The sequence below is a fragment of the Pseudomonas nicosulfuronedens genome (genome assembly GCF_005877905.1).
Lineage (GTDB): Bacteria > Pseudomonadota > Gammaproteobacteria > Pseudomonadales > Pseudomonadaceae > Pseudomonas > Pseudomonas nicosulfuronedens.
In genome coordinates this window covers 49335-70712 of sequence record NZ_SWDV01000018.1, presented here as the reverse complement: position 1 = coordinate 70712, position 21378 = coordinate 49335, and the positions used below count along the sequence as shown (strand labels likewise).

Annotated in this window: 17 protein-coding genes; 7 read left to right on the top strand and 10 right to left on the bottom strand. The window is 64.8% G+C overall.

The features are described from left to right. Positions 1-7 precede the first annotated feature (7 nt). The 3 genes from lpdA (at position 8) to FAS41_RS15770 (ending at position 3116) form a co-directional block, all read left to right on the top strand. Positions 8-1414 carry a dihydrolipoyl dehydrogenase gene (gene lpdA / locus FAS41_RS15780; RefSeq protein ID WP_138523831.1) on the top strand — a complete coding sequence of 469 codons (1407 nt, stop codon included), beginning with the start codon at positions 8-10 and terminating at the stop codon, positions 1412-1414. A 407-nt stretch (positions 1415-1821) separates the two neighbouring features. After that, positions 1822-2262: a type II 3-dehydroquinate dehydratase gene (gene aroQ, locus FAS41_RS15775; RefSeq protein WP_138523829.1), complete on the top strand. Its 441-nt coding sequence runs from the start codon at positions 1822-1824 to the stop codon at positions 2260-2262. A gap of 5 nt (positions 2263-2267) precedes the next feature. Then, positions 2268-3116, top strand: a complete 849-nt coding sequence (locus FAS41_RS15770) for a shikimate dehydrogenase (protein ID WP_138523827.1) — start codon at positions 2268-2270, stop codon at positions 3114-3116. A 63-nt stretch (positions 3117-3179) separates the two neighbouring features. Here FAS41_RS15770 and FAS41_RS15765 read toward each other — a convergent pair whose 3' ends face one another. Both FAS41_RS15765 and quiC read right to left on the bottom strand, forming a co-directional pair. Further along, the gene (locus FAS41_RS15765) at positions 3180-3845 is read right to left on the bottom strand and encodes a TetR/AcrR family transcriptional regulator (RefSeq protein ID WP_138523825.1); all 666 of its coding nucleotides are present in this window, start codon (positions 3843-3845) and stop codon (positions 3180-3182) included. Between the two features lie 100 nt (positions 3846-3945). After that, complete coding sequence (quiC, locus tag FAS41_RS15760; RefSeq protein ID WP_138523823.1) at positions 3946-5856, bottom strand: 3-dehydroshikimate dehydratase QuiC; 1911 nt, start codon at positions 5854-5856, stop codon at positions 3946-3948. A gap of 536 nt (positions 5857-6392) precedes the next feature. On the opposite strand from quiC, the gene FAS41_RS15755 reads away from it, so the two are divergent. Continuing rightward, positions 6393-7727 carry an MFS transporter gene (locus FAS41_RS15755; protein ID WP_138523820.1) on the top strand — a complete coding sequence of 445 codons (1335 nt, stop codon included), beginning with the start codon at positions 6393-6395 and terminating at the stop codon, positions 7725-7727. Positions 7728-7859: 132 nt separating this feature from the next. Here the strand turns inward: FAS41_RS15755 and FAS41_RS15750 are convergent, their stop codons facing one another. The 3 genes from FAS41_RS15750 to FAS41_RS15740 all read right to left on the bottom strand — a co-directional run bounded on the left by FAS41_RS15750 (position 7860) and on the right by FAS41_RS15740 (position 10180). Beyond that, positions 7860-8279: a cupin domain-containing protein gene (locus FAS41_RS15750; protein WP_138523818.1), complete on the bottom strand. Its 420-nt coding sequence runs from the start codon at positions 8277-8279 to the stop codon at positions 7860-7862. A 343-nt stretch (positions 8280-8622) separates the two neighbouring features. Next, positions 8623-9504: a Dyp-type peroxidase gene (locus FAS41_RS15745; protein ID WP_138523816.1), complete on the bottom strand. Its 882-nt coding sequence runs from the start codon at positions 9502-9504 to the stop codon at positions 8623-8625. Positions 9505-9586: 82 nt separating this feature from the next. Beyond that, positions 9587-10180 carry a DedA family protein gene (locus FAS41_RS15740; protein WP_138523814.1) on the bottom strand — a complete coding sequence of 198 codons (594 nt, stop codon included), beginning with the start codon at positions 10178-10180 and terminating at the stop codon, positions 9587-9589. Between the two features lie 381 nt (positions 10181-10561). On the opposite strand from FAS41_RS15740, the gene FAS41_RS15735 reads away from it, so the two are divergent. Continuing rightward, entirely contained in the window at positions 10562-12016 is a 1455-nt protein-coding gene (locus FAS41_RS15735; protein ID WP_138523812.1) for a high affinity choline transporter 1, read from the top strand. A gap of 57 nt (positions 12017-12073) precedes the next feature. On the opposite strand, the gene FAS41_RS15730 is transcribed toward FAS41_RS15735, so the two are convergent. Next, positions 12074-14278 (bottom strand): TonB-dependent siderophore receptor, encoded by a 2205-nt coding sequence (locus FAS41_RS15730; protein WP_138523810.1) that lies wholly within the window; start codon positions 14276-14278, stop codon positions 12074-12076. Between the two features lie 422 nt (positions 14279-14700). On the opposite strand from FAS41_RS15730, the gene FAS41_RS15725 reads away from it, so the two are divergent. Next, a complete protein-coding gene (locus FAS41_RS15725) occupies positions 14701-16272 on the top strand; it encodes a sensor domain-containing diguanylate cyclase (protein ID WP_138523808.1) in 1572 nt (523 codons plus the stop codon). A 147-nt stretch (positions 16273-16419) separates the two neighbouring features. Further along, positions 16420-16734 (top strand): hypothetical protein, encoded by a 315-nt coding sequence (locus FAS41_RS15720; RefSeq protein ID WP_138523806.1) that lies wholly within the window; start codon positions 16420-16422, stop codon positions 16732-16734. Between the two features lie 42 nt (positions 16735-16776). Here the strand turns inward: FAS41_RS15720 and FAS41_RS15715 are convergent, their stop codons facing one another. The 4 genes from FAS41_RS15715 to FAS41_RS15700 all read right to left on the bottom strand — a co-directional run bounded on the left by FAS41_RS15715 (position 16777) and on the right by FAS41_RS15700 (position 21377). Continuing rightward, a complete protein-coding gene (locus tag FAS41_RS15715) occupies positions 16777-18726 on the bottom strand; it encodes a hybrid sensor histidine kinase/response regulator (protein ID WP_138523804.1) in 1950 nt (649 codons plus the stop codon). A 74-nt stretch (positions 18727-18800) separates the two neighbouring features. Further along, a complete protein-coding gene (locus FAS41_RS15710) occupies positions 18801-19985 on the bottom strand; it encodes a hybrid sensor histidine kinase/response regulator (RefSeq protein ID WP_138523802.1) in 1185 nt (394 codons plus the stop codon). Further along, positions 19975-20562: a chemotaxis protein CheB gene (locus FAS41_RS15705; RefSeq protein WP_138523800.1), complete on the bottom strand. Its 588-nt coding sequence runs from the start codon at positions 20560-20562 to the stop codon at positions 19975-19977. Before FAS41_RS15705 ends, FAS41_RS15710 begins: the two co-directional genes overlap by 11 nt. After that, the gene (locus tag FAS41_RS15700) at positions 20559-21377 is read right to left on the bottom strand and encodes a CheR family methyltransferase (RefSeq protein ID WP_138523798.1); all 819 of its coding nucleotides are present in this window, start codon (positions 21375-21377) and stop codon (positions 20559-20561) included. Before FAS41_RS15700 ends, FAS41_RS15705 begins: the two co-directional genes overlap by 4 nt. Between the last annotated feature and the right edge of the window lies 1 nt (position 21378).

The following is a 21378-nucleotide window of genomic DNA, read 5'->3' as shown; positions in this document are numbered from 1 at the left end:
CCGACTCGTGAAGCAGAACCAGACTCTCGAAACCACCCTGCTGGTGATCGGCGGCGGCCCCGGCGGCTACGTCGCGGCGATCCGCGCCGGCCAGCTGGGCATCCGCACCGTGCTGGTGGAAGGTGCTGCCCTGGGCGGCACCTGCCTGAACATTGGCTGCATCCCGTCCAAGGCACTGATCCACGCCGCCGAGGAATACCTGAAAGCCCGCGAGTTCGCCGGCAAGTCGCCGCTGGGCATCAGCGTGCAGGCGCCGAGCATCGACATCCAGCGCACCGTGGAATGGAAGGACGGCATCGTCGACCGCCTGACCACCGGCGTCGCCGCACTGCTGAAGAAGCACGGCGTCACCGTGGTCAACGGTTGGGCGAAGATCGTCGACGGCAAGACCGTCGAGGTCGATCTCGCCGAAGGCGGCACCCAGCACATCCACACCGAACACCTGCTGCTGGCGGCCGGCTCGAAGTCCGTGGAGCTAGCGTTCCTGCCGGTGGGCGGCAATGTCATCTCCTCCACCGAAGCCTTGGCACCGAAGACGCTGCCCAAGCGCCTGGCAGTGGTTGGTGGCGGCTACATCGGCCTGGAACTGGGCACCGCGTACCGCAAGCTGGGCGTGGAGGTGACAGTGGTGGAAGCGCAGCCACGCATCCTGCCAACCTATGACGAGGAGCTGACCAAGCCGGTAGCCCATTCTCTGCGCAAGCTGGGCATCGAGCTGTACCTGGGCCACAGCGTGATGGGCCTGGAGCCGGACGGCAAAGGCCTGCGCGTGCAGGACGGCGCCGGCTCGCAACGTGTGATTGAAACCGATCAGGTGCTGGTCGCGGTCGGCCGCCACCCCAACACCGCCGGCTGGAACCTCGACACCCTGCGCCTGGACATGAACGGCCGTGCCGTGCAGATCGACGACCAGTGCCGCACCTCCATGCGTGACGTGTGGGCGATCGGCGACATCGCCGGCGAGCCGATGCTGGCCCACCGCGCCATGGCCCAGGGTGAGATGGTCGCGGAGATCATCGCCGGCAAGCGTCGCGCCTTCACCCCCACGGCCATTCCAGCCGTGTGCTTCACCGATCCGGAAGTGGTGGTGGTCGGGCTGTCGCCGGAACAGGCCCAGGCCACCGGCCATGAAGTGCTGACCGCGAGCTTCCCGTTTGCCGCCAACGGCCGTGCGATGACCCTGGAATCCAGTGACGGATTCGTCCGTGTGGTGGCCCGCAAGGACAACCACCTGATCCTTGGCTGGCAGGCCGTGGGCAAAGCTGTCTCGGAGCTGTCCACGGCGTTCGTACAGTCGCTGGAAATGGCTGCCTGCCTGGAAGACATCGCCGGCACCATCCACGCCCACCCGACCCTCGGCGAAGCGGTGCAGGAAGCTGCGCTGCGCGCGCTGGGGCATGCCTTGCACGTCTGAAGCCGGCTCTCTCCAACGGGCTTCCCCCTCCTGACCCGCCGATTGGCGGGTCTTTTTTTGCCGGCCGGCTTTTCGTAGGACCGAGGGGGACGCCCAGTCCTTGCTCGCGAACCCGTTGTCCCACTGCGGAGATCGTTCGCGAGCAAGCTCGCTCCTACAGGTCTGCCGTTACGTCGTACCCGCTACGTCTGGTCGATCACCGCCCAGCAAGTGAGCTTGGTTATTTTCGAGACCTTGGAAGGAAAACCACCGGATCGCCGATTTTCTTCATGCTTAGCTCCAAGATCGCTGTATTTACCGGCACACCTTGCCAATCTCCATCAACATTGACCAAATTAACCATTTGGTACATTTTGACTCCACAGGCCTGCCCCATAGGCCATACAAGAACAACGGAGCCAAATTCCATGCCGCAAACCCTGCTCGTGCTCAACGGGCCAAACCTAAACCTGCTCGGCACCCGCGAACCGGCTACGTACGGCCACGAAACCCTCGACGACATTGCCGCGCTTTGCCAGCGCACCGCCACCGAACTGGGTCTGGAAATCGAGTTTAAGCAGACCAACCACGAAGGCCAGCTGATCGACTGGATCCACCAGGCGCGTGGCCGCTGCGCCGGGATACTGATCAACCCCGCCGCCTGGACCCACACGTCGGTGGCGATTCGCGATGCGCTGGCCGCCGTGGAGTTGCCGGTGATCGAAGTGCACCTGTCCAACGTGCACAAGCGCGAGGAGTTCCGGCACCACTCGTTCATCTCCGCCATTGCCGTGGGCGTCATTGCCGGACTGGGCAGCGACGGTTACCGCGCGGGCCTCCAGCACTTCGCCAAGCTGCTCAAGGGGTGAGCTCCATGAACGACTACCGCACCGTGCTGGCCGGCCTGATCGGCGCCGGCATCCAGGCTTCGCGCACCCCGGCCCTGCATGAGCGCGAAGGCGACGCCCAGGGGCTGCGCTATCTCTATCGGCTCATCGACCTGGACAGCCTGGGCGTGGATGCCGGCGCCCTGCCCGACCTGCTCGCCGCCGCTGAACGCATGGGCTACACCGGGCTGAACATCACCTTCCCCTGCAAGCAGGCGGTGATTCCGCTGCTGCACGAGCTGTCCGACGAGGCGCGCGGCATCGGCGCGGTGAATACCGTGGTACTACGCGAGGGCAAGCGGATCGGCCACAACACCGACTGCCTGGGCTTTGCCGAAGGCTTTCGGCGCAACCTCGGCGATGCAGCGCGCGAGCGCGTGGTGCAACTGGGCGCCGGCGGTGCGGGTGCCGCCGTGGCCCATGCGCTGCTCAGCGAAGGTGTGCGGCAACTGACGATCTTCGAAGTGGACTCGGCCCGCGCCCAGGCGCTGGTGGACAACCTCAACGCGCATTTCGGCGGACAGCGCGCGCGGGTCGGTCACGACCTGGCCGGCGCAGTCACCGAAGCGGACGGGCTGGTCAACACCACGCCCGTGGGCATGGCCAAGCTCCCCGGCGCGCCCCTGCCGCTGGAGTTGCTGCACTCGGGCCTGTGGGTAGCCGAGATCATCTACTTCCCGCTGGAGACCGAGCTGCTGAGGCATGCCCGCCGCCTCGGCTGCCGCACGCTGGATGGCGGCAACATGGCGGTGTTCCAGGCGGTGAAGGCGTTCGAGCTGTTCAGCGGCGTGCCGGCGGATGCGGAACGCATGTTGGCGCATTTCGCCAAGATGTGAGTTTACAAAGAGCGTAGGAGCGAGCTTGCTCGCGAACAACCTTCGCTCCAGATCCGAATCCGGTTACGGCTGCACGTACCGTAAAACCGCCTCGATGATCATCTCCTTGTGCCGCGCCTTGATCGCCGGGTCCTCCAGCTCGACCTGGAACAGCGAGCCGACGGTATGGCGGTTGGACACCCGATAGAAACAGAACCCGCTGATCAGCATGTGCACGTCGATGGCCTGCAGGCCATCGCGGAACGCGCCGCTGGCGGCGCCGCGCACGAGGATGTCCTCGATGGTACGCAGGATGTTGCTGTTCATCGAACGGATCGCCTCGGAGCCGGAGGCGAACTGGCCGTAGTGGATGTTCTCGATGCTGACGATACGCACGAAGTCGACGTTGCGGTCGTGGTGGTCGAAGGTGAAGTCCACCAGCCGGCGCATGGCTTCCAGCGGCTCCAGCTCGGCCAGGTGCAGGGTCTGCTCGGTGCCGCGAATGTCGCCGTAGAGTTTCTCCAGCACCGCCTGGTAGAGCTGCTCCTTGCTGCCGAAGTAGTAGTAGATCATCCGCTTCGAGGTGTTCATGCGCTCGGCGATGGCATCCACTCGCGCCCCGGACAGCCCCTGCTGGACGAACTCGACGATGGCCGCCTGGAGGATGTCCTCGCGGGTCTTCTCCGGGTTGTTCTTGCGGCCCCGGCGGGCAGTTTCAGCAGGAGTCGGCTGGGTGGCGCTGTCGGTCATGGCTTTGCATCGTCAGGCAGGCGCCAGGGGCGACTGCTTCATGGTGAAGAGGTGCGCGGATTATGCGCGCCCCTACGCCTTTCAGGCAAAGCGCAGCGGCTCAGACCTTCGGTCGACGCGTGGTGCCGTTGCGCGCCTGGGCCATGGCCGCCAGGCGCACGGCGACGTTGGCCGCGCCGTAACCCGCATAGCCGCCACGACGCTGGATGATTTCGAAGAAGAAGCGCTCCTCGAACGGCTCGGTGTACACATGGAACAGCTCGCCGCCGTTGGCGTCCCGGTCGTAGAGCACGTTGAAGTACGCCAACTCGCTGAGGAACTCGTCATCGAAGTCGAAGCGCGCCGCAAGGTCGTCGTAGTAATTGAGCGGGATTTCCAGCAGTGGCACGCCGGCATCCTTGGCCCGCGCGACTTCGGCGAAGATGTCCTCGCAGGCGAAGGCGATGTGGTGGACGCCGGAGCCGCGATAACTGGACAACGCATGGGAAATCGCCGTGTTGCGGTTCTCCGAGATGTTCAGCGGCAGCCGCACGCTGCCGTTGGCGCTGCGCAGGGCGCGGCTCTTCACCAGACCGTAAGGGTCGGGCAGCACCACTTCGTCGTCGGCCTCGAAGTCGAACAGGCCCTTGTAGAACAACACCCAGCTGTCCAGCCCATCCGCCGGCAGCGCCATGGCCATGTGGTCGATGCGCTGCAGCTGGCCGCTGGGCTGGGCCTCGGGATCGAGACGGAAGTCGACGTCATAGATGGTCTTCCCGGCGGCACGCGCTTCGACCAGGTAGATCAGGCTACCGTCCGGAGCACGCACGGCGGGAATCTCCCGCTCGTTGGGGCCGACCAGCCCGCGATACGGTTGTCCCTTGTAGTCCTGCGCACGCTCCAGCGCACTGGCGGCGTCACGCACACGCAAGGCGGTGGCGCACAGCGACGGGCCGTGGGCTTCGAAGAAGCTGTGGCCGAAGGAATATGGCTCGGCATTCAGTACGATGTTGATGTCGCCCTGACGCAGCAGGCTCACTGCCTTGGAGCGGTGTTCGCCCGCACGGGCGAAGCCCAGGCGCTCCAGCCAGTTGCCCAGGCGTGCGCCAAGCGCTTCGTCGACAGCGAACTCAAGGAACTCGACGCCGTCGAGCTGGCTGGCCGGCGGCGGTGCGAACAGGCAGCCAAGCTGTTCCTGCGGGGCGCCTTGGTCGAGCAGACGCTCGCGGGTTTTCTCCTCCAGGTACAGCAGCGAACGCAGGCCGTCGGCGGCGTTGGCGCGCGGCGGCGCAGCGCGGAAGCCGTCATTGAAGATTTCCAGCGACAACGGACCGCGATAGCCGCTCTTCAGGATCGGCGCGAGGAAGCCCGGCAGGTCGAACTCGCCCTGCCCGGGGAAGTTGCGAAAGTGCCGGCTCCACTCCAGTACGTCCATGGCCAGGATCGGCGCGTCGGCCATCTGCACGAAGAAGATCTTCTCCCCCGGAATCTGCGCGATGCCGGCCGGGTCGCCCTTCAGCGAGAGGGTATGGAAGCTGTCGAGGATCACCCCCAGCGCCGGGTGGTTCACTTCCCGCACCAGGTCCCAGACTTGCTGCCAGGTGTTCACGTGGCGCCCCCAGGCCAGCGCCTCGTACCCCACGCGCAGGCCACGGGCACCGGCGCGCTCGGCAGCAAGGCCGAGATCCTCGAGGAGGAAGTCGCGCTCGCCCAGGGAGTCGGCGGCGACGTTGCTGCACATCAGCACCAGGTCGGTGCCCAGCTCCTGCATCAGGTCGAACTTGCGTTCCAGGCGGTCGAGGTTGCGCGGCAGGCGGTCGCGGCGGCAGCCCTCGAAGTCGCGGAACGGCTGGAACAGGGTGATCGCCAGCCCCAGATCCGCGCATAGCCGGCGTACGTCGCGCGGGCTGCCGCCGTAGTAGAGGAGATCGTTCTCGAAGATTTCCACGCCGTCGAAACCGGCGGCAGCGATGGCTTCGAGTTTGTCCGGCAGGGTTCCGCTCAAGGAAACGGTAGCGATCGAACGTTGCATCTCTGGACTCCTGCCGGGCGGGGTGAGGGGCTTGTTGGAATCGGTCTCCGGCTGCGTCTGATTATTCTGGCGGTCCAGGCCGGCAGCAATTTAAAGTGTACTAACTGGTTAGTTTTGTGTTCGATTACCGAACCAAAGGCCGTTTATCGAATTGACGCTCCTCCGGTCGCTGCTCAAGATTTAGCCACGTCGACGCAATCCGGCTGCCCGGGGACCTGCCTCAATCCCTGGAACAACGACAGCCGCTGCGAGATGGCCTGCGTGTCATCCATAACAATTTCAAGAACGGGTAAATGCTCATGTACATCCCCCACCCTCGCCTCGCTGCTTCCATCCCTCATCCGCAAACCGTCCTGGCCCGCCTGATGCCAGGGTTATGCAGCCTGCTCGGCCGCCATCGCGCCCACTGATTTTCGCCAGCCACCGCATGCCCCTCCTCAAGTCCACGCCGATCGGCGGTGGAGCACGGGGAACGCCTGCGGCACGACAATAATTCCTGAGGCTGCGCGTCAGCCCGATAACGGATGGCCCCGATCATGATCCATACGCAATCCGCTCCCCTCGCCGCCGTCGCTCCGCACGGTTCCTCCTTCTTCGGCAAGGTGCGTGGCGCCATGGCCGTCGGCAAGGTGCGCTGGGGCATGCTCGCCCTGGTGTTCTTCGCCACTACCCTGAACTACATCGACCGCGCCGCCCTGGGCGTGATGCAGCCGATCCTCGCCGAGAAGATGGCCTGGACGGCCATGGACTACGCCAACATCAACTTCTGGTTCCAGGTAGGCTACGCCATCGGCTTTGTGCTGCAGGGCCGGCTGATCGACCGCATCGGCGTGAAGCGCGCGTTCTTCTTCGCCGTGCTGCTGTGGAGCTTCGCCACCGGCGCCCATGGCCTCGCTACTTCGGCAGCCGGCTTCATGGTCTGCCGCTTTATCCTCGGCCTGACCGAGGCGGCCAACTACCCGGCCTGCGTGAAGACCACGCGCCTGTGGTTCCCGGCCGGTGAACGCGCGGTGGCGACCGGCATCTTCAACGCTGGCACCAACGTCGGAGCCATGGTTACGCCCGCCCTGCTGCCGCTGATCCTCTCGGTCTGGGGCTGGCAGGCGGCGTTCCTGTGCATGAGCGCGCTGGGCTTCGTCTGGGTGGTGCTGTGGAGCCTGAAGTACTTCAACCCCGAAGAGCACCCGACGGTGAAGCAGAGTGAACTGGACTACATCCAGGAAGCCGACGAGCCGCCCGCCGAACGTGTGCCCTTCTCCGCCGTACTGCGCATGCGCGGCACCTGGGCCTTCGCCCTGGCCTATTCGCTGACCGCCCCGGTGTTCTGGTTCTACCTCTACTGGCTGCCGCCCTTCCTCAACCAGCAGTACGGCCTGGGCATCAGCGTCACCCAGATGGGCATCCCGCTGATGCTGATCTGGTTGACCGCCGACTTCGGCAGCATCGGCGGCGGCATCCTGTCGTCGTGGCTGATTGGCCGCGGCATGAACTCCATCCACGCACGCCTGCTGTCGATGTTCATCTGCGCCTGCGCCATCATCGGCGTGATCTTCGCCGCCAAGGCCAGCGGCCTGTGGATCGCCGTGGCCGCCATCGCCCTGGGCGTGGGTGCGCACCAGGCCTGGACGGCGAACATCTGGAGCCTGGTGATGGACTACACGCCCAAGCACCTGATGAGCACGGTCTTCGGGTTTGGCGGCATGTTCGCGGCGATTGGCGGCATGTTCATGACCCAGGTCGTCGGCTACATCCTCACCGTCACCCACAACAACTACGCGATCCTCTTCACCATCATCCCGACCATGTACTTCCTCGCGCTGGCCTGGATGTTCTTCATGGCCCCCCGCAAGGTGCCGGGCACACAGGCGTGAGATCGACTCGCGCAGGGCGCATAACCTGGAACAGGTTATCCGCCGATGCCAGCGTGACGGACGACAAAAGGCCGGCATAACACCTGTCCCGCTACGAACAACCCCACCAATTGGCGGGGTTCTTCATTGCGCTCACTGTTTCAGCGGCGTCAGCACCGGGGCTTTCTCGTCCAGCAGCATCCACACCAGCAGCTTGGCCGGCTTCTGGTTGCTGGCATTACGCGACACCAGGTGTGGTGTGTTCGGTGCCTCGTACCAGGACTGGCCGGCCTGGTAGGTCACCGGCTTCTGCCCTTCCAACTGGGAGATCACTGCACCTTCGAGCACGTAGGCGAACACCGAGCCACTGTGCACATGGGCGCCGGAGGCCTGCCCGGGCTCGTAGGAAACCGTGATCATCAGGCCTTTCTTGCCAGCGGCGTCAGGGAGTTTCTGCTCCTGCTGGACTTCGATCTTCTCGGCATTGGCACCGTCGCCATGGGCGAAAACGGGCAGGCTCAGGGCCAGGCCGAGGCCGGCGAACAGGAACTTCAGGGACGTGGATGCGAGCATGGTGGAATCCTCGGGTGGTCAGGTCGTGGGATTCACGCTACGCCTCGCGAGGTGGCGGACCAACAGCCAATTCCGCGGAAGATCGGGGTGCCATTGACAACAAGCGCAGCGCGCGCCTTCTCCGGCCCCTCTCCCCAGCCCTCTCCCTGAAGGGAGAGGGAGCCGTTTGGTGTGTAGTGATATTGCGGAGTCAGCCGGCGAGCACGGAATGTTCCGTCCGCTCGGGACAGTCCCCTCTCCCTTCAGGGAGAGGGTTAGGGAGAGGGCATCGCCAAATGCCCGCACACTAGCCTGCCCCCAAAAAGCCCGCACGCTGGCGGGGCTTTCGAGGTGCGGCAAAGGATCAGCCCAGCAATGCACTCAAATCCAGCAACCCATCCTTGCGCGGCGGGCACCAGTAGTAGCCGCCGGTCAGCGGTCGGCTGAAGCGGTACAGCGCGTCGGTGATGCCGTCCTCCAGCCCGCTCATGCGGCGCAGTTGCACTTCGAAGGCATCCAGGGTGCAGCCGAAGGCGAGGAACATCAGCCCGGCGTCCTGGCCCTGGGTCCAGGGCATGGAGCGGCGCACGATGAAGGCTTCCGGCTCGAAGCTCTCCTGGGCGGTGCGCTTGACGTGGGCGGACTCCGGCGCGTCGTCCAGTTCTTCGTTGTCGCTCAGGCGACGGCCCATGATGTCGTCGCGCTCGTGCTGTGGCAGCGCGGCGAAGTCCTGCAACTGGTGGCGCCATTGCTGGATCGCGGCGAAGCTGCCGCCGGCCAGCCCGGCTTCACCTTCGACGATGGCGGCGGCGATGGCGTCGTCGTCCTGCGGGTTCTCGGTACCGTCCTCGTAGCCGGTCAGGTCGTGGCCGCTGCCGTGGCGGAAGGCTTCGGTCAGGCTGGTCAGCTCCAAAGCCGGGGCCAGCAGGGCCTGGACTTCCTGGGTACGCAGCAGCAGCTCGCCGCGCTCGTTACCACGCAGCCAGACCCACAGGGCATGCGGGGTCGACGGGTTGTCGACGCCCACCCCGGAGATCGCCGGGAACTCGCGCAGCCCCTCGATACGACGGCCGAGCGCACGCACCAGCGACTCACCGAAGCCAACCACCGCGCGCTCGCCATCGGCGAACTGCAGCAGGCGATCCAGCGCGGCAGGCAGGTCCTGCAGCGACTTCAGATCGAAGAACAGGTGGCGGGCGTGGGCGGGAACCGGGGTGGCGAGAATGCCGGGCTGGTGAAGGCTCATGACAGCGTCCTTGAACGAAAGAGCGGCGATTCTAATCGCCCCGCGCACGAATCCAAACCGCTCTGTATCAAGGACTTGGCGATCAGTTCGCGGAGGTGTCGAGCTTGCGCTTGTGGCGATGCCGCACGTAGCGCCACAACGCCAGACCGGCGAACACCAGCACCACCGCGATGAATACCGGCAGCCGATAAGGCCGCAGATTGCCCAACCACTGCTCCAGCAACTGGCCGGCCCAATAGCCGGCGCTTGCGAACAGCAGCGCCCAGCAGAAGGCACCGAGCAGGTTGATCAGCAGAAAGCGCAGCGGGCCTACCCGGCTCGCGCCGATCAGCAGTGGCCCGGCCAGCCGCATGCCGTAGAGAAAGCGCACCGCGAAGATCGACAGATGCGGATAGCGTTCGATCAGAGCGGTGACCCGCTCGATGGCCAGCCCGCGTCGTTGCAGCCAGGGTACGGCACGGTCGCCCGCGCGCCGGCCGGCCCAGAAGAGCAACTGATCGCCCAGGGTTCCCGCCAGCGTCGCCCACACCACCACCGGCGAGAAACCAAGCAGCCCCTGATGCGCCGCGATGCCCGCCAACAGCAGCATCGACTCGCCCTCCAGCAGGCAACCGAGAAAAAGCACCGGATAGCCGTAGCTGGAAAGCAGTTGGGCGAGATCGAGATGCTCGAACATGAACGTCCTTCCAAAGCGTGCCGTGCCAAGAGCCTAGCGGCTTGGCGAATGTTCTGCTTATCGAACATCGACTGTAAAAAATAAACGACTAAACGGTCACTCCAGATCGTTAGCAACCAATCAAATCAATCCTTTAGCTACACCATTCGTCTAAGGATGTAATTTTTTTCGCTCATGATCGATTCAAGTGTTTGACATATTTAACGGATTTGGCAGACTGCGGCCCGTTGTCGCAACTGGTTACGTTTTCCGGCTTCCCTGCCTGGTGCACCGGATGACCTTGGCCGCGCAACCCAACAAAAACAACTTTGTCAGTCGTGGCCCACCTGCCTGAGTTTCGTCTCGGCAGCACGGTTCCCGGCGAGCCAACGGAACGAACAAATGCTGATCTGGTTTGTAGCGGTGTATCTGGTGATCACCGTAGCTGTCGGTTTCTACGCCACCACCCGCGTGCACAACTCCTCGGACTACGCGGCCGCCGGTCGTAGCATGTCCTTCCCCCTCGTCGTGACCATGGTGTTCGCCACCTGGTTCGGCTCCGAAGCCGTGCTGGGCATTCCGGCCACCTTCCTCGAAGAAGGCTTCGCCGGAATCATCGAAGACCCCTTCGGCTCCTTCGGTTGCCTGATGCTGGTCGGCGTGGTCTTCGCCCGCCCGCTGTACCGTCTGAACCTGCTCACCATCGGTGACTTCTTCCGCAAGCGCTTCGGCCAGCACGTGGAAATCTTCACCAGCCTGGTGATCATCATTTCCTACATGGGCTGGGTCGCCGCACAGATCACCGCGCTGGGCGTGGTCTTCAGCGTGCTCTCCGACGGCGGCATCACCACCACCCAGGGCATGATCATCGGCACCATCATCGTCCTGCTGCACACCCTGTTCGGTGGCATGTGGTCGGTGGCGCTGACTGACTTCCTGCAGATGATCATCATCGTCTGCGGCCTGTTCTACCTGGTCTGGCTGATCGGCGACATGGCCGGCGGCCCGGTCAACGTGATCAGCCATGCCGCCAGCGAAGGCAAGTTCACCTTCCTGCACGGCACCTCGGCCAAGGACATCGTCGCCTTCCTCGGCGCCGCGGTAACCATGATGTTCGGCTCCATCCCGCAGCAGGACGTGTATGCCCGCGTGATGTCGGCCAAGACCGAGACGATCGCCAAGCGCGCCACCATGACCGGTGCCTGCTGCTACCTGGTCTTCTGCATGCTGCCGATCTTCCTGATCTACGCCGCGCAGATGATCGAGCCGGAGATGGTCAAGCACTGGCTGACCGAAGACTCCCAGCAGATCCTGCCGCGCCTGATCCTGGAACGCACCCCGCTGTTCGCCCAGATCATGTTCTTCGGCGCCCTGCTCTCGGCGATCATGTCCTCCGCCTCCGGTGCCCTGCTGGCCCCGTCGGTGACCCTGACCGAGAACATCGTCAAGCACTTCCTGCCCAACATGAATGACCGCCAGGCCCTGCTGGCCATGCGTTGCAGCGTGCTGGCGATGACCGTCGCCACCTGCCTGTTCGCCCTGCTGTCCAACGCCAGCATCTACGAGATGGTCGGCAACGCCTACAAGGTGACCCTGGTCGCCGCCGTGGTGCCGCTGTTCTTCGGCCTGTTCTGGAAGCGCGCCACTACCCAGGGTGCCCTGACCGCCATCGCCTGCGGCCTGATCGGCTGGGTATCGCTGGAGCTGGGCCACCAGGAAGGCGACTTCTGGCCGCCGCAGCTGGTGGGCCTGATCTGCAGCGCCATCGGCATGATCGCCGGCTCCCTGGCTCCGCAATTCAGCGCACACCGTGGCGAAAGCGTGTCGGACATGGCCGCCGCCGCTGCCAGCAACTGATTGCCTGAGCAAAGACGAAAAAGCCCCGCCTGATGCGGGGCTTTTTCATGGGCGTCGTCAGAAGGTGAAATCCACCGCTGCAAACAGCGCCCGCCCCGGCTGATTGTAGGTACTGGCGCCGGCGCTGCTGGCATTGCCTTCACGATAGATCTGCTTGTCGAAGACGTTGTTCACGCCCACCCGCACCTTGTAGTTCCGAGTGAAGGCGTAGCCGGCGCTGACATCCACGAGGCCATAGGGATCGAGATCCTGTTGTGCGGCCTCGTCGTAGTCCTCCTGCAGGCGATAGTTGTAGCTGGGCGATTCCTGCTTGCCGTAGTAGGTGCCGGCCAGCTGGAACGACAGCTGGTCGGTGGCCTGCCAGTCCAGTGTGGTGTTGACCGTGTATTTGGGAATCACGCTCAGCGGCTCGCCGGTGTCGCGATCGTCGTTCTTCATCATCACCGTGAGGTTGGTGTTCCAGTCCAGGGTCGGCGTCAGCTCGACGAAGAAGTTGCCCTCGACACCCTCTACCAGCGCCTTGTCGGCATTCACCCACTGGGTGACACGGCGCCCGCTGTTGATGGTGTAGAGCACATCGGTGCCACCGATGATCTTGTTCTTGTAGTCGTTGCGGAAGTAGGTTCCGCTGACGCGCCAGTCGCCCTTGTCGTAGAGCAGGCCGATTTCCTTGTTGATGCTGGTTTCCGGCTTCAGGTCGGCATTGCCCACCAGGTAGCAACCACCGGAGTTGGTCTGGTTCACGCTGCAGCCGTTACCGCGGCTGTACAGCAGGTAGTTGGGATTGGACTGGTACAGGTTCGGCGTCTTGTAGGCGCGGGCGATGCCGCCCTTGATGCTCAGCGCGTCGGTGATCTGGTGCGCCAGGTTCAAGCTCGGACTCCAGTTGTCGCCGAACTGGTTGTGGTGGTCGAAGCGCAGGCCGGGCGTCAGGGTGGTGTCGCCGTACTGGATGTTGTCCTCGACGAACAATGCGTTGCTGCTGGCGGTCATCTTCGAATCGGAGCGGTCGAATCCGGCAATCGCATCGCCCGAGCCGTTGCTCGGATCGAAGCTCTGCGGGCGGAACGAGCCCTGGTCGTTGAGCGACTCGTAGAGGTATTCACCGCCAAGGGTCAGCATGTGTGGGGTCTCGCCCCAGGCCAGCGGCAGGTTCACCTCGCTGCTGGCGCGGGTATTGCGCAACCGCGACATGGCCGCGCCGGTATCGTTGATCGAGCCTTCCGGCCCGCCGGCCAGGCCTTCGTTCATCCGCCAGTTGCGCACGTACTCATAGTTCAGCGAGCTTTTGGTGGTGCCCCAGTCGAAGTGGCCGAGGTGGGTCAGGTCCCAGGTACTGCGCTGGATGACATTGGTCTCGTGGCCGTAGAGGCTGGAGATGTAGTCAATGTCGCCGCCGCCATTGCTGTTCATGGTGTCGCCGGCATAGATGTTGCCCTGGCGCCCATAGCCGGCGCTCAGTTCCAGGGTGTGTTCGTCGTTGACCCGCCAGCTCAGCAGGCCGTCGATGTCCTTGTTGCGCACACCCTCGCGACCGGCCGGCAGCGCCGCCTTGGCCTGGTCAGCGTTGATGTCGAGGTCGTCCGCATCGGTCTTCGACAGACCGCCGTAGGTGCGGAAGGTCAGGTTGTCCGCCAGGGCGCCGCTGAGGTTGAAGTTGGCGCGCTGGCTGGCGCCCTCGGCCTTGTCCTCGGGCATCAGCGTGTAAAGGCTGACCTGCCCCTTGAGCTCTTCGCTCGGGCGCTTGGTAATGATGTTCACCACCCCGCCCATGGCGCCGGATCCATAGCGCGCCGCCGCCGGACCGCGAAGGATCTCGATTCGCTCCACCGCCTCGGCCGGTACCCAGTTGGTATCGCCCCGGGTATCGCGGTCGCCGTTCCAGCCATAGCGCACGGCATTACGCGAACTGGAGGGCTTGCCGTCGATGAGGATCAGGGTGTTTTCCGGGCCCATGCCGCGCAGGTCGATCTGCCGGTTGTTGCCGCGGGCACCACTGGCGCTGTTGCCGGTCAGGTTCACGCCGGGCTGGCGACGGATGATCTCCGACAGGTCGTTGGCCGGCGGGTGGCGCTCGATGTCCTCGGCGGTGATCACCGAGGAGCCCAGCGCCTGCTTGGCCTCCTGCTCCGCGGTGACGACGGTTTCGCCGAATTCCACGACGTCACCGGGGATCTCGGCATCGGCGGCCATCACGGCCAACGGCTGAAACGACAGGACCATGGCCAGCGCCAGGCGATTAGGGGTGAATAGGGACTCCATGTGTGCTCTCCACGCAACTGCAGGGGCAAGTCGACCTCCCCGGCGGCGCAGTATTCGCGGACTCCCCCGGTCGATCGGGTCGACTCAGGCGTATAGAGGGTATCCATATGCAGATGCGAATCACTATTATTTACTAAATTTACGAAACGCCCCTTTGCGTTGTTGACAGGAGCAGACAGCCTCTGCCGCCTACCGCTTGCTGGATGCACTGATCCGCCTGGACGCCTGATCCGCGCGGAACATGTGACTGGCGGCGCATCCCTGCCTATCCTGAAACTCGACCCGTCGAGGACAGACGAACCAGCCAGCCCGCCCCAGCACGGACCCGGCCCCATGGACAGCCCCCTGACATCGCGCCCCGGCGCAGCGCTCCGGCCCCTCGACGACGCCCCTGGCACTCGTCGCCCGTCCACGGTGGCCGCATGAAGCGCTGGAGCCGCAAGCCCCTGACCCTGCGCGTACTGATCCTGGTCTTTGTCCTGCTTGCCGCCCTGGCAACCCTCGGCAATAGCCTGTACGTGGCCTATACCGTGCAACGCTCGGCCCTGATCCACTCGACCCTGGAAGCCAACCGCGCCTATGCCGCCAAAGTCGCCTCGAGCATCAGCGAATTCATTCATTCGGCGCAGCGCAACCTGGCCTTCAGCGCCAATATCCTCGCCGCGCACCAGGGCGACCACGCCGTATTGCGTGCTGAAGCGATGCGCCTGCAATCCCAGGACACCTACTTCAACTCGATCGCCGTCGTCGACGCCCAGGGCAAGGTACTGGAGGCCTATCCCGACTCCCTGCAGATAGTCGGCACCACACTGCGCTCGGTCGGTGTTCAACAGGCGCTGCAACTCAAGCGCCCGACAGTCAGCCAGGCCTACGTATCCATTGCCGGCAACCTGGTGGTGTTCATCTCCCAGCCGATCATCAGCCCCTCCGGCGAATACCTCGGGCTGGTCGGAGGCTCGGTGTACATCCTCAAGCAGAGCGTGCTGCACACCATCATCGGCAGCCACTTCCACCACGAGGGCACCTATGCCTTTGTCGCCGACGCCAACCGCCGCCTGCTCCACCACCCCGAGGCTCAGCGTGTGGGCGAACTGCTCAAGGACAATCCGACCGTGGAGTCCGCCCTGCGAGGCGAAACCGGCTCGATGGAAGTGCAGAACACCCAGGGCATGGAAATGCTCGCCGGCTACGCCCAGGTACCCGAAGCCAACTGGGCGGTGGTGGCACAGAAGCCGCGCGACCTGAGCCTGGCCCCGCTGGGCCTGCTGATGAAAGACATGTTTTTCGGCCTGATCCCCGCCAGCCTGCTGGGCGTGCTGCTGATCTGGGGCGGCGCCCTGCTGATCACCCGGCCGTTGCGGCAACTGGCCTACAGTGCCGAGCGCCTGTCGGCGCCGGAAACGCCGGGCGAGCTGCGCGCCATCAATACCTGGTACCGCGAGGCCGCAGCCATTCGACAGGCGCTTTTGACGGGTGTAGGGCTCATGCAGCAGAAGCTCGGCCGGCTCAGCCAGGAAGCCCAGAGCGACGCCCTCACCGGCCTGGCCAACCGCCGCGCACTGAGTGCGGCCCTGATAACACTCGAGCAGTCTGCCCTACCCTATGCGGTGCTGCTGCTGGATATCGATCACTTCAAGCAGGTCAACGACAGCTGGGGTCACGACGCCGGCGACGAAGCTTTGCGCCAGGTCGCCAGCGTGCTGCGCGACTCTTCCCGCGCCGAAGACCTGGCCTGCCGCTCCGGGGGTGAAGAGTTCGTCCTGCTGCTGCCGGGGACAAGCCTGGAAGCCGCTCGCAGCATCGCCGAACGTATCCGCGAGACAGTCGCCGGCACGCTGATTCCGCAGGTGGGCAAGGTCACCCTGTCCATTGGCGTGGCCGAGAGCGGCGGCACATCGCGTCCGTCCGATGCCGTGCTCAAGCAGGCCGACCAGCGCCTGTACAGCGCCAAGCAGGCCGGCCGCAACCGGGTTGTCAGCAGCGACGCGCCCTGACCTGTCGCGCTGCGGATAAACCGTTCGTCCCCTTTCTCCGAACAGCCGAGCCGTGCCACCAGTCTTACCTGAACACGGCGCGCGCTCGTCCCGACTCCCTGCGCCACCCGGTCATCGGGTTTTAGTCAATCGAAGGAGGTGCCGACGATGGGCTGGAACGATCATCAGGACGTGGAACTCACCGACGGGCTTCGTCGTCTGCTCGACGAAGGAACGCTGGATGCCAACGGCGACCCGGCGATACTCGCCCAGTACATCCTCAACCACGGCTTGGCCGCCCTGTCCGAGGACCAACAACAGCAGTTCCAACGGGAGCTGCTGTCCTTGCTCAACTGTCGAGCACGAAGCGAAGGGCTGATGCCGCAGGGCGAGTTGGACGCGCTGATCAACGACCCGGGCAATGAAGACCCCGGTTCACTGATCGAGGTGGAAACCTCGGAAGGCTTGAACCTGCGACGCTGATCCCCCACGACGGCTCCCTCGCGGTGGACCAGGGGCGATCCCCTAACCCGTGCCCCTGACCCTCCGCAACAGGGAATACAGCTGCTCGCGGTCGAACGGCTTGGGCAGTCGCGGGACCGAGTCGGCGAGGATGTCAGGACGACCGGCGTAACCGGTGGTGAGCACGCAGGTCAGCGCCGGCTGGAGCAAGCGTACTTGCTGGATCAGCTGCATGCCGTCCATGTCCGGCATGGCGAAGTCGGTGATCAGCAGGTCGAACGGTGACTGCTCCAGCAAGCCAAGCGCCGTGCGCGCTGACTCGGCACGGGAAACCTGGCACCCCAGATCGGCCAGCAGCGCGCTGGTGCCCATGAGCACCAGCGCGTCGTCGTCCACCACCAACACCCGAAGGCCCAGGGGCTCATCCGGGTCAGCACTCATCTCAATCGGAGTGGCCACTTCCGGCACCGGCGATTCCGCCTTGGGCTTGACCGCCGGCAGCCAGATCTCCGCCGTGGTACCCATGCCGGGTGTGCTGCGCAGTAACAAGGCACCACCCTGCTGCTGGGCCAGCCCGTGGACGATGGAGAGCCCGAGGCCAGTGCCCTTGCCGGTGGCCTTGGTGGTGAAGAAGGGCTCGGCAGCGCGGCGCAGGGTTTCCTCGTCCATGCCCTGCCCGGAGTCGGTGACTGCCAGGCAGACATAGTCACCGGCTGTCAGCTTGCCGCTCTGGCGCGGCCCGACCTGGGCGTTGCGCGCCGAAAAGGTGATGCTGCCACCGCCAGGCATGGCGTCACGGGCGTTGGTGGCAAGGTTGATGATCGCCAGCTCCAACTGGTTCTGGTCACTCATCACGCAGTCCAGTTGCAGCGGAAAGCGGGTTTCCAGGGCGATGGTCGGCCCCAGGGAGCTGACCAGCAGCTCGCTCATGTCCTGCAGCAGCGCGGGTAGCTGGATCGGTTGCGGGAACAGCCGCTGCTTGCGGGCGAAGGCCAGCATCCGCTGGGTCAGCTGGGCACCACGGCGGGTCGCTTCCAGGGCATTGCGCCAGATGCCCTGGACCTTTTCGTTATCGCGGGGCAGCTGCCGCTCCAGCAATTGCAGGCCGCCGAGGATCACCGTGAGCAGGTTGTTGAAGTCATGGGCCACCCCACCGGTGAGCTGGCCGAGGGACTCCATCTTCTGCGACTGGATCAGCTCGTCGCGGGCGCGCTCCAGTTCCTCCTGGGCGCGACGTTTGTCGGTGATGTCGCGGGTGATCTTGGCGAAGCCCAGCAGCTTGCCGGTGTCGTCGAACACCGGGTCGATGACGATGTTGGCCCAGAAGCGCGAACCGTCCTTGCGCATCTGCAGGCGCTCTTCCTCGTAGCGTCCCTCGGCCAGCGCAGTATCCAGGCTGGCCTGCGGGACGCCGCCCTGGCGGTCCTCGTCGCAGTAAAAGCCGTCGAAATGTCGGCCGATGATCTCCTCCGGGTGATACCCCTTGATCCGCTCGGCTCCGGAGTTCCAGCTGGTGACATGGCCCTCGGCATCGAGCATGTACAGGGCATAATCGGTCACGCCATTGACCAGCAGACGGAACTGCTGCTCGCTGCGCCGCAGGGCCTGCTCGGTTTCATGCTGTTCGGTGCGGTCGCGGGTGATCTTGGCGAAACCCAGCAGCTCGCCATCGGCACTGCGAATGGCATCGATCACCACGTGGGCCCAGAACGAACTGCCATCCCGGTGCAGACGCCATCCTTCACTCTCGTAACGGCCGACCCGCGCCGCCTCACCCAGGGCCAGCTCGGGCAGCCCGGCCTCACGGTCGGCGGGCGTGTAGAAGCGTGAAAAATGCTCGCCGAGAATCTCGTCGGCGGCGTAGCCCTTCAGCCGTTGCGCTCCGGAACTCCAGCTGCTGACCCGGCCATCGGGGTCAAGCATATAGATGGCATAGTCGGTAACCGCCTCGACCAGCAGGCGGTAGCGCGCATCTTCGACGAGTTGGGCGGTGCTGGCGGTCGTGTCGGGCATCAGATCGGCTCTCTTGGCTCATTGGAGCAAAGCATAGGCGTAACGGCCCCATCGGAGATGCCGCCAGACGGCGCTCAATCCAGCGGCAGGTAGAGGCTGAACGCCGCGCCCTGCCCGGGCTCGCTGCGCAGCTCGATACGACCGCCGTGGGCCTGGACGATCTGCTCGGAGATGTACAACCCCAAACCCAGCCCAGCGATACGAGCCGCGCCGGCACCGCGCTCGAACTGCTGGAAGATGCGCCGCTGCTCATCGACGCCGATGCCGTCGCCATGGTCGCGTACGCAGAGCTGCGCCTGTCCCTCCTGCACTGCGACAGTCACCTCCACCGGTTGGCCGGGCCCATAGCGCAAGGCGTTGCTGACCAGATTGCTGATCACCTGCTCCAATCGGTAGGCGTCCCATACGCCCTCCACCACCTCGGGTGAATTCAGGCTCAGCTCGCAGCCAGCAGCCTGGGCCTGCACGGCGAAGTTGCCCAGCACGCGACGGGCGATGTCGGCGAGGTCGGCCGGTTCCGGGCGGATGGACAGCTTGCCCGTGCGAATGCGCGAGACATCGAGCATGTCTTCGATGAGTCGGTTCAGGCCGGTAAGCTGGCGTTCGTCGCGCTCGAACAGCACGCCAAGGCGGTCGGCCGCGAAGTGCTCCAGCTTGCCCTTGGCCAGGTGCAACCGACGCAGCTGGGTATCGAGCATCAGGCCATTGAGCGGCGTGCGCAGTTCATGGGAAACGATAGACATGAAATCGTCGCGCATCTTCACCGCGCGCTGCAGTTCCACCTGGGTTTCGCGCAGCTCGGCAAGCAGTGCGTCCTGCTCCGCACGCGCCTGCTCCAGCGCTTCCAGCTGCCGTGCCAGCACCTTGCGCTGGCGGTACAGATCGACGAAGACGTTCACCTTGCTGCGCACCGCATGGTTGTCCAGCGGTTTGTAGAGAAAGTCCACCGCGCCGCTCTCGTAACCCTTGAAGGCATAGTTCAGCTCGCGCCCGGCGGCGGTGACGAAGACGATGGGGATATTCTTGGTGCGCTCGGTGCCGCGCATCAGCTCGGCCAGGGCGAAACCGTCCATGCCCGGCATCTGCACGTCGAGCAGCGCCAGGGCGAATTCGTGCTCCAGCAGCAGCGACAGCGCCTCGTCCGCCGAGGACGCCTTGAATACCTCGCGACCCTCGCCCTTGATCAAGGCCTCCAGTGCCAGCAGGTTCTCCGGCAGGTCATCGACGATCAGCAGTTTGCTTCCCTGGTTACGCAGCATGTGGGGTGCCCATTCGGGTCAGGAGCGCGTGAATCTCACGCAGCGGAAGAATGTGGTCCGGGGCATGCAATGCGATCGCCGCCTCCGGCATGGTGGACACGGCGGCTTCGGCCGGGTCCTGGACGATACTCAGCCCGCCCTGGCGCTGGATGCGCACCAGCCCCTCGGCGCCATCCTGGTTGGCACCCGTGAGCAGGATGCCCGCCAGCCCCTCCCGGTAGGCGTCGGACGCCGAGTCGAAGAGGATGTCGATCGACGGCCGGGAGAAGTTCCTCGGCGCCTCGCGACTCAGGGCGAAGGTGCGTTCCCGCTCGATGGACAGGTGATAGCCGGCGGCGGCGAAGTACAGCGTGCCGGCTTCCACCGGCGCCTTGTCACGGGCCTCTTGCACCGGGATCGCCAGGCGCCGGGCGAACAGGTCCACCAGCTGGCTCTCATGGTTTTCCGGCAGGTGCAGCACCGCCACCATGGGCAAGGCGAAGTCCGCCGGCAACCCGCCGAAAAGCTGGAACAGGGCGTCCACGCCGCCCGCAGAGGCGCCGATGACCACGGCCTGGATCGTGCGTTGCGCGCTCATCGCTTGCGAAACACCCGCTCGCGGCGATTCACCACTTCGAATTCCGAGGCGAAGTCGGTGAAGTCCAGGCTTTCCTTGCTGCCCAGGCCGAGAAAACCCCGGTGGCACAGCGATTCGTGGAACAGCCCGATGGCACGGTTCTGCAACTGACGGTTGAAGTAGATCAGCACGTTGCGGCAGGAGACCAGGTGCGTCTCGGAGAACACGCTGTCGGTGGCCAGGCTGTGGTCGGCGAAGGTCACGTTGGCGCGCAGCATCTTGTCGAACAACGCGCCGTCGTAGGCCGCCGTGTAGTAGTCCGACAGCGAACCCTTGCCGCCGGCCGCGCGGTAGTTCTCGCTGGCCTGGGCCAGATCCTCGACGGCGTAGATACCGCGCTGGGCCTGTTCCAGCGAGCGCGGATTGATGTCGGTGGCATAGATCAGCGTGCGTTCGAGCAGACCTTCCTCGTGCAGCAGGATAGCCAGCGAATGCACTTCCTCACCGGTGCTGCAGCCCGCCACCCACAGGCGCAGCGACGGGTAGGTCTGCAGCACCGGCACCACCTCCTGGCGCAGCGCGAGAAAGTAGCTGGGGTCGCGGAACAGCTCGCTCACCGAGATGGTGAGGTACTGCAGCAGCTCATGGAAGGCGTGCGGGTCGTGCAGGATGCGCTCCTGCAGCGCCGATATGCTGCGGCACTCGAAGAGCTTGGTGGCATGCAGCACACGGCGCTTGAGCGAGGTGCCGGAGTAATCCCGGAAGTCGTAGCTGTACTTCAGGTAAATCGCCTCGATCAGGAGGCGCAGCTCGATATCCTGGCTGCGATCGGGCATG